This is a genomic window from Streptomyces sp. NPDC033180 (genome assembly GCF_055577645.1).
Map to the genome: position 1 here is coordinate 79828 of NZ_JBVIPU010000004.1, position 15612 is coordinate 95439.

Genomic DNA, 15612 nt, shown 5'->3' on the forward strand with positions numbered 1-15612 from the left:
CGTTTCCGCAGGTGGGCGGGGCCGAATGGGCGAAGAGGAGTGCGGTTCGACTCGGCTGTCGTACACGCGTTCGAAAGTTGGTCTATGGTGGAGGCGGGGGATGTGAGGTCGGATCGGTTCAGGGTTTCAGGAGGTGCGTGTGCCAGGGTTCACGCATCTGCACACCGTCTCCGGGTTCTCCCCGCGGTACGGGGCCTCGCACCCGGAGCGGCTCGCCGAGCGTGCCGCCGAGCGGGGCATGGACGCCCTCGCGCTCACCGACCGGGACACCCTCGCGGGGACCGTCCGGTTCGCCAAGGCCTGTGCGAATGCGGGGGTGCGGCCGCTGTTCGGGGCCGAGCTCGCGGTGGGGGAGCCGGCACCGCCGCGCGGTGCGCGGCGGCGGACCCCCGTGCGCGGAGGTGCCTTCATCGATGAGTCGACCCCGCGCGTGACCTTCCTCGCCCGCGACGGCGCCACGGGCTGGGCCGCGCTGTGCCGCCTGATCACCGCCGCGCACCGAAGCGGCGAGGGGCAGCCCGTGCTTCCGTGGGAGGAGAACCACGGCGACGGCATGACCGTGCTGCTCGGCCCTGCTTCCGACGTGGGGCGCGCGCTCGCCGCCGGGCGCCCCGACCGGGCCGCCCGCCTCATCGTCCCCTGGCGCGAGCGCTACGGGGACGCGCTGCGCCTGGAGTCCGTGTGGCACGGCCGCGAAGGAACCGGGCCCGGTTCGCTCCGCCTCGCCGCCCGCACCGTCGGCTTCGCCGCCGAGCAGGGTGTCCGCCCCGTCCTGAGCAACGCCGTCCGCTACGCCGACGCCGGCATGGGTCCGGTCGCCGACGTGCTCGATGCCGCGCGCCGTCTCGTCCCCGTCGACCCGACCAAGGAACTCGACAGCGGCGAGCGGTGGTTGAAGGGCGCCGACGCCATGCTGGGCAACGCCGAGCGGATCGTGGAGGCGGCCGGCTTCCGCCGTGACACCGCCCGCCGCCTCGTCGAACAGACGCGGACGGCCGCCGCCGAGTGCCTCGTCGACCCCGAGGACGACATCGGCATCGGCTCCGTGCGCTTCCCCGAGCCACACCTCGTCGGCGCCGGACGCCGCACCGCCCAGCGCGTGCTCGCCTCGCGGGCGGCGGCGGGAATGGTCCAGCGGGGATACGACCGCGCCCCCCAGGCCCGCGGCTACTGGGAGCGGATGCACCACGAGCTGGACATCATCGCGTACCACGGCTTCGCCTCCTACTTCCTCACCGTGGCCCAAGTGGTCGACGACGTACGGGACTTGGGCATCCGGGTCGCGGCGCGCGGCTCCGGTGCCGGGTCCCTGGTCAACCACCTCATCGGCATCGCGCACGCCGACCCCGTCGAGCACGGCCTGCTCATGGAGCGGTTCCTGTCCACGCGCCGGGCCGTCCTGCCGGACATCGACATCGACGTGGAGTCGGCCCGCCGCATCGAGGTCTACCGCGCGATCATCGACCGCTTCGGCACCGAGCGGGTCGCGACCGTCGCCATGCCCGAGACCTACCGGGTCCGCCACGCCATCCGCGATGTGGGCGCCGCGCTCTCCATGGACCCGGCCGAGATCGACAAGATCGCCAAGGCCTTCCCGCACATCCGCGCGCGGGACGCCCGCTCGGCGATGGAGGAACTGCCCGAACTGCGGGAGGTGGCGGGGGAGAAGGAGCGGCACGGCCGTCTGTGGGAGCTGGTCGAGGCCCTGGACGCGCTGCCGCGCGGGGTCGCCATGCACCCGTGCGGAGTGCTGCTCTCCGATGCCTCGCTGCTCGCGCGTACGCCCGTCATGCCCACCAGCGGCGAGGGTCTGCCCATGTCCCAGTTCGACAAGGACGACGTGGAGGACCTCGGGCTGCTCAAGCTCGATGTGCTCGGCGTGCGGATGCAGTCGGCGATGGCGCACGCGGTGCAGGAGGTCGAGCGGGCCACGGGTGAGCGGGTGGACGTGGACGCGGCGCCGCCGGGGGACCCAGCGACGTACCACCTCATCAAGTCCGCCGAGACGTTGGGCTGTTTCCAGATCGAGTCGCCGGGCCAGCGGGACCTGGTCGGACGGTTGCAGCCCGCGACCTTCCACGACCTGGTCGTCGACATCTCGCTCTTCAGGCCGGGTCCGGTCGCCGCCGACATGGTGCGGCCCTTCATCGAGGCCCGGCACGGCCGCGCGCCCATCCGCTATCCGCACCCGGATCTGGCGGGGCCGCTCAAGGAGACGTACGGCGTCGTCGTCTTCCACGAGCAGATCATCCAGATCGTGGACATCATGACCGGCTGCGGGCGCGACGAGGCGGACCGGGTGCGGCGCGGGCTCTCCGATCCCGAGTCGCAGGGGCGGATCCGGTTCTGGTTCGCGCAGCAGGCGGCGGCCAAGGGCTACGACGCCGAGACGATCGGCCGGACGTGGGAGATCATCGAGGCCTTCGGCTCGTACGGCTTCTGCAAGGCGCACGCGGTGGCCTTCGCCGTGCCGACGTACCAGTCGGCGTGGCTGAAGGCCCATCATCCGGCCGCCTTCTACGCGGGGTTGCTCACGCACGACCCCGGCATGTACCCGAAGCGGCTGCTGCTCGCGGACGCGCGGCGGCGAGGGGTGCCGATCCTTCCGCTGGACGTGAACCGGTCCGCGGTCGCCCACCGTATCGAACTGGTGTCCGATCCCAGGGAGGCTTGGGGTCTGCGCCTCGCGCTGGCCGACGTCCACGGCATCAGCGAGGCCGAGGCCGCGCGGATCGCGGACGGGCAGCCCTACGCCTCGCTCCTCGACTTCTGGGAGCGGGCCAGGCCCGGCAAACCGCTCGCGCAGCGGCTCGCGCAGGTCGGCGCGCTCGATGCGTTCGGAGCCAACCGCCGCGATCTGCAACTGCACCTGACGGAGCTCCGGCGAGGCGCGCGGAGCTCCTCCGGGGCCCAACTCCCCTTGTCCGGCGGGCGGGAGACGGCGTCCGCCGGACTGCCCGACCTGGACGACGCGGAACGGCTCAGCGCCGAGCTCGGCGTCCTCGGCATGGACTCCTCCCGCCATCTCATGGGCGACCACACGGAGTTCCTCCGGGAGCTCGGCGTGCTTAGCGCCCGCCGCCTGAGGGAGGCCGAACACGGGGCGACCGTCCTGGTCGCGGGCGCCAAGGCGGCCACCCAGACCCCGCCGATCCGCTCCGGGAAACGGGTCATCTTCACCACCCTGGACGACGGCACGGGCCTGGTCGACCTGGCCTTCTTCGACGACGCCCACGAACGGTGCGCGCACACCGTCTTCCACTCCTGGCTGCTCCTGGTCCGCGGAGTGGTGCAACGGCGCGGGCCGCGCAGCCTCAGCGTGGTCGGCGCCGCCGCATGGAACCTGGCGGAACTGGTGGAGCTGCGGCAGGAGGGCGGGCTCGAAGCGGTGGGAGCACGTCTCGCCGAGCCGGGGCCCGATGGGGAGCCCGACGGGGCCCCGGCGGACGACGGCCGCCGCATCCGGATGTCCACGGGGTACGAGATGCACCCCTGGGCCGACCTGCAGCCTCCCGGCGAACGGGCGGCGACGGGACGGAAGTTGTGGCACCAGAGCCCGGGGAGCGCGGGATGAGCACTCTTTGCGTACGGTTCCTCCTGCCGCCCGTGTACGAGGCCGCCATGCCCCGACTGCTCACGCTGCTCGGTGAGTTCAGCCCGGTCGTCGAGGCCCTGCCGCCCGACGCCGCGCTCGTCGACGTACGGGGAGCGATGCGCTACTTCGGGCGGGACGCCGTCGAGCTCGCCTCGGTGATACGGGTGCGGGCGCTCGCCCACCACGGCGTGGACTGCGTGATCGGCGCGGGGCCGGGGCCGATGCTCGCGCGGATGGCCGCCCGGGAGGCCGCGCCCGGGGTGACCCGGGCCGTGGGTGCGGATCCGGACGCCGTCGCGGAGTTCCTCGGGCCGAAGCCGGTCGCCGAACTGCCGGGAGTCGGCCGCGCCACCGCCCTCACCCTGTGCTCGTACGGACTCGACTCCGTCGGCAAGGTGGCCACCGCCCCACTGTCCACGCTGCAGCGCCTGGTCGGCGCCCGCACCGGCCGCGAGCTGCACGAGAAGGCGCAAGGCGTTGACCGCGCACGCGTCGTGCCGAACGCCGCCACCCGCTCCCTCGCCGCGGAACGACCCTTCCCCCGCGACGAGTTGGACCCCACGCGGCACCGCAGAGCGCTGCTCTCCCTCACCGAGGAACTCGGCGCGCGGATGCGGGACGAGGAGCAGGTGTGCCGCTCCCTGACCCTCACCGTGCGGTACGCCGACCGCTCCACCACGACCCGCACGCGTGCGCTGCCCGAGCCGACCGCGCACTCCTGCGCGCTGACCGCGTCCGCGTACCGGATGTACGAGGCACTCGGCCTCCAGCGGGCCCGGGTACGCGGCATCTCGCTGCGCGCCGAAGGGCTCGGCCCCGCCGAACACGCCGCCCACCAGCTGATGTTCGACCCGGTGGACGACAGGGCACGCAGGATCGAGGCGGTGGCCGACCGGGCGCGGGCGAAGTTCGGCCCTGGCGCGATCGTGCCGGGAACGCTGGCGGCGTAGCACCGGACACACCTCACAGATCCCGGCGTAGCACCGGACACACCTCACAGATCCCGGCGGCGCACGGCAAGCACCATGACGATCACCGCGGCCACCGGCCACGCCGCGAACACGATCCACGCCTCCGTGATCGTCTCCGCGTACTTGGCCGGCGGGTGGTCCATCGCAGGGTTCTCGATCAGGGCGTTCCATGCCGTGATCGGCATCGTGTTGCCGAGCTCCTTCACCCACCGGTACGTGTCGCCCTGGAGGAAGGCGGGCGCCAGGATCAGCGTCACGAGGGTCGTGACGATGCTGCCCGTGGCGTGCCGCACGAGTGCCCCGACGGCCATGCCCACGAGCGCGCTCAGCGGTACGAGCAGCGCGGACGCCGCGACGGCACGCAGCGCGCCCGGGTCGCCGATGGACAGACCCCCGTGCTCCCGCAGGATCGCCTGCGTCACGCCGAACGAGGCCACGGAGACGAACGCGCCGAGCACGGCCATCACCGCCGTCATGACGCCCGCCTTGGCCAGCATCACCGCACGCCGGTCGGGGACGGCCGTGAACGTCGTACGGATCAGACCGCTGGTGTACTCGCCGAAGACCGCGAGAGCGCCCACGCTGCCCGCGACGACCATGAGGATCTGCCAGGCGGGGTCGACGAACGCGCTGGACAGCGCGTCGAACCGCATCCTCGGGTCCATCCGCGCGGGCGGGTCCTGCTGTGCGAGCCAGTCGAGATTGGTCAGCGCCGAGTTCACGTTGATCCCGGTGACCGCCAGCGCGCCGACCGCGAGGACCCAGTAGGTCGAGCGCAGCGACCACAGCTTGATCCACTCGGCGGCGAGGAGGTGGCGGAAGCGGGCGCGGGGCTCCGCGATGGGGGCGGAGAGGGTGAGGGTCGTCATCGGGCATCCCCCGCGAGGTATTCGACGCTGTCGGCGGTGAGTTCCATGAACGCCTCTTCCAGGGACGCGGCGCGGGTGGCGAGTTCGTGGAGCCGTATCCCGTGCCGGAAGGCGAGGTCGCCGATGCGGGCCGCGGGCAGGCCGGTGACCGCGAGCGTGTCGCCGACGGTCTCCACCGACGCGCCTTCGGTGCTCAGCGCGTCCGTCAGGCTCAGCACGTCCGGAGTACGCACCGTCACGCTCAGCCTCGTGCCCCGTGCGGCGAAGTCCGTGACGCTCTCCGCCGCGATCAACTCGCCCCGGCCGATGACGACGAGCTGGTCGGCGGTGTTCTCCATCTCGGACATGAGGTGGCTGGAGACGAACACGGTTCGGCCCTCGGCGGCCAGGCGGCGGAAGAGCCCGCGTACCCACAACACGCCTTCCGGGTCGAGGCCGTTGAGGGGTTCGTCGAAGAGGAGCACCGGCGGGTCGCCGAGCAGCGCGGTGGCGATCCCGAGACGCTGGCGCATGCCGAGAGAGAACCCGCCCACGCGCCGCCGGGCCACCTCGGTGAGGCCGACCTCGCGCAGCACCTCGGCCACCCGGCTCCGGGGGATGCCGTTGCCGTGGGCCAGCGCACGCAGATGGGCGCGGGCCGTGCGGCCACCGTGCACGTCGCCCGCGTCGAGCAGCGCGCCGACATGGCGCAGGCCGCGCGGCCGTGATGCGAAGGCGCGGCCCTCGATGGTGGCGGTGCCGCCGCTGGGGGCCACCAGGCCGAGCAGCATCCGCAGGGTGGTCGTCTTGCCCGCGCCGTTCGGGCCGAGGAACCCGGTGACCTGACCCGGGCGCACCGTGAAACTCAGGCTCTGGACGGCGCTCTTGTCGCCGTAACGCTTCGTCAGTTCGTTGACTTCGATCATGTGGACCACGGTGTCGCGACCGGGGCGGCGCGGCATCGGGCCGAAGGCCACACCCGCCGCGGGCTCCGGCAGCCCACGGGCGTACGACTACGGGCCAATACCCCTGCGAGGAAAGGGCACATACGATCGGCGCATGGACATCGACCCAGGTCAGCCCGTAGCCGAGGAGGGGCGGAGCCGACGCGCGCCCGGTCGCCTGTGGCCGCCGGTGCGCACGGGCCTTGCCTGGACCGGGGCCGTCCTCTTCCCGGCCGTCACCTACGTCACGTTCTCCGGCGGGCAGCAGGGCTTCGACCTCCTCATGGTCCTCGCGTCGATCCTGCTCGTCGCCGTGGTCGCCTCGCTGCTGCGACGCAGACCGCTGCCCGCCCTGGCCCTGCTGCTCCTGGGCGGGGTGACGGCCACGATGGAGATGCGCACGACGGAGGTCAGCTATCTCCAGGCCCTGGCCGGGGTCTGCGCCGTCGCCTATCTCGCGGCCACTCGTCCGCGCCGCACGTCGGTCGTCGCCGCCCTCCTGGCGTTCACGGCGCAGATGGGCAGTCTCTTCGGCTTCCCGGTCGACCCCGGCTGCTTTCCCCACCAGTACGAGACGAGTCACTGCACGACATCCGAGTGGGCCGACGACAGAGGTCAGGCCGCCGTGCTCGTCGCCGTCCTCCTCATCGCCGCCTGGATGGCGGGCAGTTCGGTCCGCGAGCGCCGAACGCACGCCGAAGCGCTGCGGTCCGAGGCCACGGCTCGTGCCGTCACCGCCGAACGGCTGCGTATCGCAAGGGAGTTGCACGACATGATCGCGCACAGTATCGGCGTCATAGCCATCCAGGCGGGCGTGGGCAGCCGGGTCATCGACACCCAGCCCGCGGAGGCCCGCAACGCCCTCAGCACCATCGAGGCCACCAGCAGGGAGACCCTCGCGGGGCTGCGCCGGACGCTGGTCGCGTTGCGCAGGCCGGAGTCGGAGTCGGATCCGGGAGCCGTCGCCACCGGACCGGAGGCCGCCCCCGCCGCCGGTGACACCGCCGCGCCGCCCCGCGAACCCGCCCCTGGGCTGGCCGACGTCGACCGCCTCGCCGCGGCGGCGCGGGACGCCGGGGTCCGCGCGGAGATCCGCAGAGTGGGGGAGCGCGTGCCGCTGCCGGCCGACATCGACCTGGCCGCGTTCCGCATCCTGCAGGAGGCCCTCACCAATGTCGTACGGCACGCGGGGACGGAGACCTGCCGGGTGACCGTCGAGCAGAGGGAGGGCGAACTGTCCCTCGCGATCGAGGATGACGGCCGCGGTGGCCTGCCCGCGGGCACCGGGTACGGCCTCGTCGGCATGCGTGAGCGAGTCGCCCTGCTGCACGGCCGGTTCACCGCGGGGCCGCGGCCCGAGGGCGGCTTCCGGGTGACGGCGCTGCTGCCGCTGCCGGCGGTGGAGACCCGATGACCGGCCCCGCACGCCCCGCCGCCCCCGCGGTCCGGGTGCTGCTCGCCGACGACCAGCCCCTCGTCCGCGCGGGGCTGCGCGTCCTGATGGCCGACACCCCGGACATCGAGGTCGTGGGGGAGGCGGGGACGGGCGCCGAGGCGGTCCGAATGGCCCGTGACGTACGCCCCGACGTCGTCGTGATGGACATCCGCATGCCCGGCATGGACGGCATCGAGGCGACACGTCTGATCACGGCGGAGCTGGAGGAGACGCGCGTACTCGTCCTCACCACCTTCGATGACGACGACTACGTGTACGGCGCGCTCCGCGCCGGCGCGAGCGGATTCCTCGTCAAGGACATGGCGCTCGAAGACATCCTCGGGGCGATCCATGTGGTGGCCGCCGGTGAGGGCCTGATCGCGCCGAGCGTCACCCGGCGCCTGATCGCGGAGTTCGCCGCGCGGCCCGATCCGGCGCAGCGGGCGGCCCGGCGGACGGTCGACGGCATCACCGACCGCGAGTGCGAGGTGCTCACGCTGGTCGGCCGCGGCCTGTCCAACGCGGAGATCGCGGCCGAGCTGGTCATCACCGTGGCGACCGTGAAGGCGCATGTGGCGCGGCTCTTCACCAAGCTGGACTCCCGTGACCGGGTCCAACTGGTCATCATCGCGTACGAGGTGGGGCTGGTGTCGCCTCCGCGGTAGGCGTTCTCGGGGCGACTGTGCCAGTGACTGCTGGAAGTTTTGCCGACGCGCAACTTCACACTTTTACTACTCGCCCGTAATTTGTCGCGTGCACGACATCCTCGTGATCCGGATCACAGGGCTCACTCATCGCAACTCCCTTGAGCCGCAAGGAGATCACACGATGCTGCCCTGGAGACGCACGCTCAGAGCGTTCACCGCCGCCCTCCTCATGACACTTCTCGTGACGGGCCTGCTCACCCTCACCCCCGCCGCCACCACGGCGTCCGCCGCCCCCACCGCCGCTGCCTCTTCGTCGAGTGGCTGGAACGACTACGACTGCAAGCCGTCCGCCGCACACCCCCGGCCCGTGGTCCTCGTCCACGGCACCTTCGGCAACTCCATCGACAACTGGCTCGTCCTGGCGCCCTACTTGGTGAAGCGCGGCTACTGCGTCTACTCCCTCGACTACGGCCAGCTGCCCGGAGTGCCGTTCTTCAACGGGCTCGGCCCGATCGACAAGTCGGCCGAGCAGCTCGACGGCTTCGTCGACAAGGTGCTCGCTTCGACGGGCGCCGCCGATGCCGATCTCGTGGGCCATTCGCAGGGCGGCATGATGCCCCGCTACTACCTGAGGTTCCTCGGCGGCGCGGAGAAGGTGAACGCCCTGGTCGGCCTCGCACCGGACAACCACGGCACCACCCTGCTCGGCCTGACCAGACTGCTGCCCTACTTCCCGGGCATCGAGGACCTGCTCACCACCAAGACTCCCGGCCTCGCCGACCAGGTGGCCGGATCGCCGTTCCTGACCAAGCTCAACGAAGGCGGCGACACCGTCCCCGGTGTGCGCTACACCGTCATCGCCACCAAGTACGACGAGGTGGTCACTCCGTACCGCACGCAGTTCCTGAACGGCCCCGGAGTGCGCAACGTGACCATCCAGGACCTGTGCCCCGTCGACGTTTCGGAGCACTTGGCGATCGGGATCCTCGACCGCGTCGCGCACCACGAGGTCGCGAACGCACTGGACCCGGCGCACGCGACGCCGAGCAGCTGCTTCTCCTGAACCAAGAAGCTTCTCCTGAGCCAAGAACCTTCCCCTGGCAGAGAGCCGCCGCTGAGGGGTCTCAGCGGCGGCTCAGCGCGTTCTCGTTCTCAGGGGATTCAGCGGCCGTGGCGGGCCGTGCGGCGACGGGCCGTGCCGAACATGGCCGCGGCACCGATCGCGAGGGCGGCGGCGCCACCGATCGCGATGTACGGGGTGGTGCTGTCGCCGCCGGTCTCGGCGAGGTTCTCGTTGGCGGCCGCGACGGGCTTCTCGGCGCCGCCGTTCACCTCGGGCTGGTTCGCGGCGGTGTCGTCACCCGCGGCCGCGTCGTCACCCGCGGCCGGGGCCGCCCCGGAGGCCTCGGCGCCGGTCTTGGCGTCGCTGTCGCCGTGGCCGTGGTGCTCGACGGTGGACTTGTCCGCGCCCGCGGCGATGTCCTCCTCGGAGGGCGCGGAGGCGGCCGGGGCCGGAGCGGCGGCCCCGGCGCCGCCGCTGTCCTTGCCGAAGACGACGTCGGAGCAGGTGTAGAAGGCCTCGGGGGAGTCCGAGCGCTGCCAGACCGAGTAGATCAGGTGGCGGCCCGACTTGGCCGGGACCTTGCCGTCGAAGACGTAGTCACCGTTCTCCATCTTCGGGTCGGTGACGTCGACGAACGGCTTCTCCTCCAGGTCCGACCACTTCAGGGGCTTGCTCGGGTCGTACGAGTCCTTCGTGATGTACAGCTCGAAGGAGCCCTTGTGCGGGGCGGTGCCCTTGTAGTGGAAGGTGTGGTTGCCGCCGGACATCTTGCTGGACGGCCAGTCGGCGCGCGGCAGGTCGAGACCCTTGTACTTGTCGTTGCCCGCGCTGCACAGCTTGCCGTCGGGGATGATCTCCTTCGACTTGCCCGCGGCGTTGGCGATGTTCACGCCGTTCCAGTCGTAGAAGGCCTGCGCGCCACTGGCCGCGACAGCCGCCTTGCAGGCAGCCGACTTCGGGGACTCCGGGCCCTCCTGGAAGCACGCGGACACACGGCTCACCGGGTCCGTCATCGAACCGTGTGCGGCGGCAGGAGCCGCGGAGAGGGCGGTCAGGGCGAGCGGGGCGATCCCGACGGCGGCGATCGCGGCGAGCTTGCGACGCTGGGGCATCCCCTGCTCGAAGGGGTTTGAGAGCTTGGGGAAGGTCATGAGTGGTTCTCCTCAGCGGCGGTTCTGGGGGGTGGGGGACACGAGACGGTTGCGAACGGCCGGTGCCGCCCCCCGATCACGTGCGGCGCCGACGGTTCGTAACCGACCCGGCGACGAGAAAGCTAGCCGCTGAAATCCCCGAATTCGCCTGCTGGGAGGGGGTGATGGCGATCTTTATGGTGGGGTTAAGGGGGCCCTCAGGCTCCGCTCAGGTCGTGCCCGAATTGCCCCGGGGAAGCCCTGCGGGCCTGCCGCTAGCGCACCCACCGATACCGCCGCTCCGGCCGCCCCGTCCCCCCGTACCGAAGCGTCACCTCGGCGCGGCCCGTGTCCGCGAAGAACTCCAGGTAGCGGCGTGCGCTGACCCGGGAGAGGGCGCCCTCCTGGGCGCACTCCGAGGCGGAGAGGCCCGCCGGGTGCGCCCGCAGTGTCTGCTCGACCAGGTCCGCGGTGTGGGCCGCCAGGCCCTTCGGGAGCTCGCGGGAGCCGGGCGGGCGGGGGCCGAAGATCTGGTCGACGTCCTCCTGGCGTGCCTCGTCCAGGCCGTCGAGGCGGGCCCGCAGCGCCGCCACGTGCAGCAACTGCTCGCGCAGCGCCGCCTGGTTGAACGGCTTGATCAGGTAGTGCAGGGCCCCGGCCCGCAGCGCCGCCCGCACGATCTCGGCGTCCCGCGCGGCCGTGATGAACAGCGCGTCCAGCGGCTGCCGGTCCCGGTCGCGCTCCTCGATCGCCCGCAACTCGCGCAGCACCGCGATGCCGTCCATATCGGGCAGATAGATATCGAGGAGGACCAGATCGGGACGCAGCTGCTCCACCGCGGCCAGCGCCTGTGCACCGCTGTGCGCCACTCCCACCACCGAGAATCCGTCCACCGCGGACACATAACGGCTGTGCAGTTTGGCGACCATGAAGTCGTCGTCCACGACCAGCACCCTTGTCATCGCCGCAGGCTATGGGCGCGACCACAACGACCACAACGTCCGTTGATTCCGGAAGAGAGACAGCTTCTTAACGCCCAGGCAACATGTGGGCCACCTCACAGGTTCCCCGTCCCCGCGGACAGCGGCCGGGTTCCCGCCCCCACGGGGAGCCCGGCCGCATCAACTCCTCCGTACCGAACGACGTACGGAACTACGTACCGACTACGTACCGACAGGTGGTGGCACACGTGCGCCTGCGCACACCCCTTGCCCTGCTCGGGGCCGCGCTGCTCGTGCTCGCAGGGCCGCCGCTGCTCTCGACGGGCGGCGGCTCCGAGACCGGCACACAGATCCCCGGCCTGCGCTTCATGGTCCCCAACACCCCGGGCGGCGGCTACGACATCACCGCCCGCACCGCGGCGAAGAACGCCGAGGACGCCGGACTCACCCACAACATCGAGGTGTTCAACCTGCCCGGCGCCGGCGGCACCGTCGGTCTCAGCCGCCTCGTCGGCGAGCACGGCAACGGCAAGCTCGCGATGTCCATGGGCCTCGGAGTCGTCGGCGCCGCACGCTCCAACGACTCGCCCAGGACCCTCGCCGACACCACCCCCATCGCCCGCCTCACCGAAGAGCCGGACGTCGTCGTGGTCGCCAAGGACTCGCCGTACAAGGACATCAAGCAGCTGGTCACCGCCTGGAAGAAGAACCCGGGCAAACTCCCCGTCGGCGGCGGCTCTTCCCCCGGAGGCCCCGACCACCTCGCCCCGATGCTGATGGCACGCGCCGCGGGGATCTCGCCGAAGAAGGTCAACTACGTCCCCTTCGACGGCGGCGGCGAACTCCTCGCCTCGATCCTCGGCAAGAAGGTCGCCTTCGGCGTCTCGGGTGTCGGTGAGTACCTGGACCAGATCAAGTCGGGCGAGCTGCGCCTCCTCGCGACCACCGGGCCCAAGCGGGCCAAAGGCCTGGACGGCCCGACCCTCAAGGAGTCCGGCTACGACGTGGACTTCACCAACTGGCGCGGCATCGTCGCCCCGCCCGGCCTCTCCGACACCGAACGCAAGAAGCTCACCGGCCTGGTCAGGAAGCTCCACGACTCCCCCCAGTGGCGCAAGTCCCTCAAGACCAACGGCTGGGACGACGCCTTCCTCACCGGCGACAAGTTCGGCGACTTCCTGGCCGAACAGGACAAGAGCGTGGTGTCCGTGCTGAAGGAGCTGGGACTGTGACGACGACCGAATCTCCGTCGACCCCGCCGCCCGGCGAGAGCGCGAGCGGGAGCGGGAGTGGCGGCGGCCGCCGCGCCTGGCTGCGGGAGCACTCCGAACTCGGCGTGAGCCTCATGCTCCTCGCCCTCGGCGTCCTCGTGCTCACCGACGCGCTCACCATGGACGTCGAGATCGCCCAGCGCGGCCCCATCGGCCCCAAGACGGTCCCGATCGCCGTGGGCATCGGGCTCCTGGTCGTCGCCGTGCTCCTGGCGATCGACGTCCTGCGCGGCGGCCGCGGCGAGGCCGAGGGCGGCGAGGACATCGACCTGTCCGAACCCGCCGACTGGCGCACCGTCCTGCTCCTGGCCGGAGTCTTCCTCGGCGCCGCCGTCCTCATCGAACCCCTCGGCTTCCCCATCGCGGGCGCCCTGCTCTTCTGGGGCGCGGCATACGCCCTCGGCAGCCGCCACCTGGACCGCGATCCGCTCATCGCGGCCGGGCTCTCCCTCATCACGTACGTCGTCTTCAACAACCTGCTCGGGGTGCCGCTGCCCGGCGGGCCGCTGATGGGAGTGCTGTGACATGAACGCCTTCAACTCCCTGATGGACGGCTTCGGCACGGCCCTCACCCCCATCAACCTGCTCTGGGCCGCCGTCGGCGTGCTGCTCGGCACAGCGATCGGCGTCCTGCCCGGCATCGGCCCCGCGATGGCGGTGGCCCTGCTGCTGCCCGTCACGTACGGCCTGGAGCCGACCGGCGCGTTCATCATGTTCGCGGGCATCTACTACGGAGCGATGTTCGGCGGCTCCACGACCTCCATCCTGCTGAACACACCGGGTGAGAGCGCGGCGGTGGTGGCCGCCATGGAAGGCAACCCGATGGCCAAGTCCGGCCGGGGCGCACAGGCGCTCGCGGCTGCCGCCATCGGGCACTTCGCGGGCGGCATCATCGGCACGATCCTCCTGGTGGCGCTCGCGCCGACCGTGGCGGACCTCGCGGTCGACATCGGGGCGCCCGACTACTTCGCCATCATGGTGCTCGCGTTCATCGCGGTGACGTCCGTGCTCGGCTCGTCGCGCGTACGAGGACTGGCATCCCTCCTCATCGGCCTCACCCTCGGCCTGGTCGGGCTCGACCAGATGACCGGGCAGCAGCGTCTGACCTTCGGTTCGCTCCAACTCGCCGACGGCATCGACGTGGTGATCGTCGCCGTCGGTCTCTTCGCGATCGGCGAGGCCCTGTGGGTCGCGGCCCATCTGCGGCGCACCAGCGGCGAGGCGATCCCGGTCGGCCGCCCCTGGCTGGGCAAGGCGGACGTGAAGCGCACCTGGAAGTCGTGGCTGCGCGGCCCGCTCATCGGGTTCCCGTTCGGCGCGATTCCCGCGGGCGGCGCGGAGATCCCGACCTTCCTCTCGTACGTCACCGAGAAGCGCCTTTCCAAGCACAAGGACGAGTGGGGCAAGGGCGCGATCGAGGGAGTGGCGGGCCCCGAGTCGGCGTCATCCGCGTCGGCGGCGGGCACCCTCGTCTCCATGCTGACGCTCGGTCTGCCCACGACGGCCGTGGCGGCAGTGATGCTCGCCGCCTTCCAGCAGTACGGCATCCAGCCGGGCCCGCTCCTCTTCGAACGCGAGCCGGACCTGGTGTGGGGCCTGATCGCGTCCCTCTTCGTGGGCATGGTCCTGCTCCTGGCCCTGAACCTGCCGCTGGCCCCGGTCTGGGCGAAGCTGCTCCGCATCCCGAGGCCCTACCTCTATGCGGGCATCCTCTTCTTCGCCGCGGTGGGCGCGTACGCGGTCGGCGGTGAGGCCCTGGACCTGGTGATCCTGCTCATCATCGGCCTGATCGGTTTCGGCATGCGGCGCTACGGCCTGCCCGTCCTGCCCGCGGTCATCGGCGTCATCCTCGGCCCGAACGCCGAGCAGCAGCTGCGCCGCGCCCTGCAGATCAGCGACGGCAGTGTCAGCGGCCTGGTCGACACGCCCTTCTCCATCACGGTGTACGTGATCATCGCGCTGATCGTGCTCTGGCCTCTCCTGAAGAAACTGCTGGTGCGGGGCAGGAGGAGTGACGTAGACGTAAAGGCATGACCCGAGGCACGAACGACGACATCCGCCCCGCGACCGCCGCCGACGTCCCCGCCGTGAAGGCGGTGACGGACGCGGCGTACCACCCCTACATCGAGCGCATCGGTGTCGTGCCCGTCCCCATGGAGGCGGACCACGCGGCGGAGGTGGCGGCGGGGCGGGTGTATGTCACCGGTGACCCGGTCGTGGGTGTCCTGGTCCTCGTCCCGCAAAAGGACCACCTGTTCCTGGACAGCATCGCGGTCCACCCCGAGGCCGCGGGCCAAGGGGTGGGCCGCCGCCTGCTCGCCTTCGTGGACGAGCGGGCGCGGTCGCTGGGACTGCCGGAGGTCCGGCTCTACACGAACGCGATGATGTGGGAGAACCGGAAGATCTACCCGCGGTACGGCTACGAGATGGTGGAGCGCAGGGTGGACGGCCCGTACGACCGCTACCACTACCGGAAGAGGCTCTAGCTCTTCCCGCCCCGGGATCTTGCGACGACCACTAGAACCCGGGCCCGCCCCGGGACCCCCCGGGATCTCACCCGTCCGGCCACCAGGTCCGCTGGATGTCCTTGCGGACCTCGGAGCGCTCGCGGGGCCGCTCCTCGGACTCGTATTTCTCCCGGATCTGCCGATTGGTGGGCTTACCGACGGTCTTGTGCACGGTCACACGGCGCATGGCTGCCTCCCTGTACTACCGATGTCCAAGGTGGGACGTCTGTAGACCTCTGCGGGGAGGGTTTCTCATCCGA

Annotated in this window: 14 protein-coding genes; 9 read left to right on the forward strand and 5 right to left on the reverse strand. The window is 71.4% G+C overall.

Features of this window, described 5'->3' with window-relative positions:
* Nucleotides 1–139 precede the first annotated feature (139 nt).
* Both ACZ5WE_RS14295 and ACZ5WE_RS14300 read left to right on the forward strand, forming a co-directional pair.
* Complete coding sequence (locus ACZ5WE_RS14295) at nt 140–3574, forward strand: DNA polymerase III subunit alpha (RefSeq protein WP_467686967.1); 3435 nt, start codon at nt 140–142, stop codon at nt 3572–3574.
* Complete coding sequence (locus ACZ5WE_RS14300) at nt 3571–4545, forward strand: DNA polymerase Y family protein (protein ID WP_467686965.1); 975 nt, start codon at nt 3571–3573, stop codon at nt 4543–4545. The genes ACZ5WE_RS14295 and ACZ5WE_RS14300 overlap by 4 nt, the downstream gene beginning before the upstream one ends.
* A gap of 44 nt (nt 4546–4589) precedes the next feature.
* On the opposite strand, the gene ACZ5WE_RS14305 is transcribed toward ACZ5WE_RS14300, so the two are convergent.
* Both ACZ5WE_RS14305 and ACZ5WE_RS14310 read right to left on the reverse strand, forming a co-directional pair.
* Nucleotides 4590–5435 carry an ABC transporter permease gene (locus ACZ5WE_RS14305; protein WP_467686963.1) on the reverse strand — a complete coding sequence of 282 codons (846 nt, stop codon included), beginning with the start codon at nt 5433–5435 and terminating at the stop codon, nt 4590–4592.
* A complete protein-coding gene (locus tag ACZ5WE_RS14310) occupies nt 5432–6340 on the reverse strand; it encodes an ABC transporter ATP-binding protein (RefSeq protein ID WP_467686962.1) in 909 nt (302 codons plus the stop codon). Before ACZ5WE_RS14310 ends, ACZ5WE_RS14305 begins: the two co-directional genes overlap by 4 nt.
* Before the next feature lie 133 nt (nt 6341–6473).
* Here ACZ5WE_RS14310 and ACZ5WE_RS14315 point away from each other — a divergent pair, with 133 nt between their 5' ends.
* The 3 genes from ACZ5WE_RS14315 (at nt 6474) to ACZ5WE_RS14325 (ending at nt 9503) form a co-directional block, all read left to right on the forward strand.
* On the forward strand, nt 6474–7772 hold the full coding sequence (locus ACZ5WE_RS14315) for a sensor histidine kinase (RefSeq protein WP_467686960.1): 1299 nt from the start codon (nt 6474–6476) through the stop codon (nt 7770–7772).
* Complete coding sequence (locus ACZ5WE_RS14320) at nt 7769–8458, forward strand: response regulator (protein WP_467686958.1); 690 nt, start codon at nt 7769–7771, stop codon at nt 8456–8458. The genes ACZ5WE_RS14315 and ACZ5WE_RS14320 overlap by 4 nt, the downstream gene beginning before the upstream one ends.
* A 163-nt stretch (nt 8459–8621) precedes the next feature.
* Entirely contained in the window at nt 8622–9503 is an 882-nt protein-coding gene (locus tag ACZ5WE_RS14325; protein WP_467686956.1) for an esterase/lipase family protein, read from the forward strand.
* Nucleotides 9504–9601: 98 nt separating this feature from the next.
* On the opposite strand, the gene ACZ5WE_RS14330 is transcribed toward ACZ5WE_RS14325, so the two are convergent.
* Together ACZ5WE_RS14330 and ACZ5WE_RS14335 are read right to left on the reverse strand one after the other, a co-directional pair.
* The gene (locus ACZ5WE_RS14330) at nt 9602–10615 is read right to left on the reverse strand and encodes a lytic polysaccharide monooxygenase auxiliary activity family 9 protein (RefSeq protein WP_467687128.1); all 1014 of its coding nucleotides are present in this window, start codon (nt 10613–10615) and stop codon (nt 9602–9604) included.
* Between the two features lie 293 nt (nt 10616–10908).
* Nucleotides 10909–11595 (reverse strand): response regulator, encoded by a 687-nt coding sequence (locus ACZ5WE_RS14335; protein WP_467686954.1) that lies wholly within the window; start codon nt 11593–11595, stop codon nt 10909–10911.
* 227 nt (nt 11596–11822) lie between these two features.
* On the opposite strand from ACZ5WE_RS14335, the gene ACZ5WE_RS14340 reads away from it, so the two are divergent.
* From ACZ5WE_RS14340 to ACZ5WE_RS14355, 4 genes are read left to right on the forward strand one after another with little or no spacing between them, the layout of a single operon-like run.
* A complete protein-coding gene (locus ACZ5WE_RS14340; RefSeq protein ID WP_467687126.1) occupies nt 11823–12806 on the forward strand; it encodes a Bug family tripartite tricarboxylate transporter substrate binding protein in 984 nt (327 codons plus the stop codon).
* The gene (locus ACZ5WE_RS14345; RefSeq protein WP_467686952.1) at nt 12803–13369 is read left to right on the forward strand and encodes a tripartite tricarboxylate transporter TctB family protein; all 567 of its coding nucleotides are present in this window, start codon (nt 12803–12805) and stop codon (nt 13367–13369) included. Before ACZ5WE_RS14340 ends, ACZ5WE_RS14345 begins: the two co-directional genes overlap by 4 nt.
* Nucleotide 13370: 1 nt before the next feature.
* A complete protein-coding gene (locus tag ACZ5WE_RS14350) occupies nt 13371–14879 on the forward strand; it encodes a tripartite tricarboxylate transporter permease (RefSeq protein ID WP_467686950.1) in 1509 nt (502 codons plus the stop codon).
* The gene (locus ACZ5WE_RS14355; RefSeq protein ID WP_467686948.1) at nt 14876–15331 is read left to right on the forward strand and encodes a GNAT family N-acetyltransferase; all 456 of its coding nucleotides are present in this window, start codon (nt 14876–14878) and stop codon (nt 15329–15331) included. The genes ACZ5WE_RS14350 and ACZ5WE_RS14355 overlap by 4 nt, the downstream gene beginning before the upstream one ends.
* A 67-nt stretch (nt 15332–15398) precedes the next feature.
* Here the strand turns inward: ACZ5WE_RS14355 and ACZ5WE_RS14360 are convergent, their stop codons facing one another.
* Complete coding sequence (locus tag ACZ5WE_RS14360) at nt 15399–15539, reverse strand: hypothetical protein (RefSeq protein WP_467686946.1); 141 nt, start codon at nt 15537–15539, stop codon at nt 15399–15401.
* Nucleotides 15540–15612: the final 73 nt, after the last annotated feature.

Excerpts from the sequence above, each read along its gene's own strand:
- ACZ5WE_RS14305 (WP_467686963.1), bottom strand. The coding sequence starts at position 5,435 with ATGACGACCCTCACCCTCTCCGCCCCCATCGCGGAGCCCCGCGCCCGC.
- ACZ5WE_RS14330 (WP_467687128.1), bottom strand. The coding sequence starts at position 10,615 with ATGCCCCAGCGTCGCAAGCTCGCCGCGATCGCCGCCGTCGGGATCGCC.
- ACZ5WE_RS14335 (WP_467686954.1), bottom strand. The coding sequence starts at position 11,595 with ATGACAAGGGTGCTGGTCGTGGACGACGACTTCATGGTCGCCAAACTG.
- ACZ5WE_RS14350 (WP_467686950.1), top strand. The coding sequence starts at position 13,371 with ATGAACGCCTTCAACTCCCTGATGGACGGCTTCGGCACGGCCCTCACC.
- ACZ5WE_RS14325 (WP_467686956.1), top strand. The coding sequence starts at position 8,622 with ATGCTGCCCTGGAGACGCACGCTCAGAGCGTTCACCGCCGCCCTCCTC.
- ACZ5WE_RS14310 (WP_467686962.1), bottom strand. The coding sequence starts at position 6,340 with ATGATCGAAGTCAACGAACTGACGAAGCGTTACGGCGACAAGAGCGCC.
- ACZ5WE_RS14300 (WP_467686965.1), top strand. The coding sequence starts at position 3,571 with ATGAGCACTCTTTGCGTACGGTTCCTCCTGCCGCCCGTGTACGAGGCC.
- ACZ5WE_RS14360 (WP_467686946.1), bottom strand. The coding sequence starts at position 15,539 with ATGCGCCGTGTGACCGTGCACAAGACCGTCGGTAAGCCCACCAATCGG.
- ACZ5WE_RS14315 (WP_467686960.1), top strand. The coding sequence starts at position 6,474 with ATGGACATCGACCCAGGTCAGCCCGTAGCCGAGGAGGGGCGGAGCCGA.
- ACZ5WE_RS14355 (WP_467686948.1), top strand. The coding sequence starts at position 14,876 with ATGACCCGAGGCACGAACGACGACATCCGCCCCGCGACCGCCGCCGAC.
- ACZ5WE_RS14320 (WP_467686958.1), top strand. The coding sequence starts at position 7,769 with ATGACCGGCCCCGCACGCCCCGCCGCCCCCGCGGTCCGGGTGCTGCTC.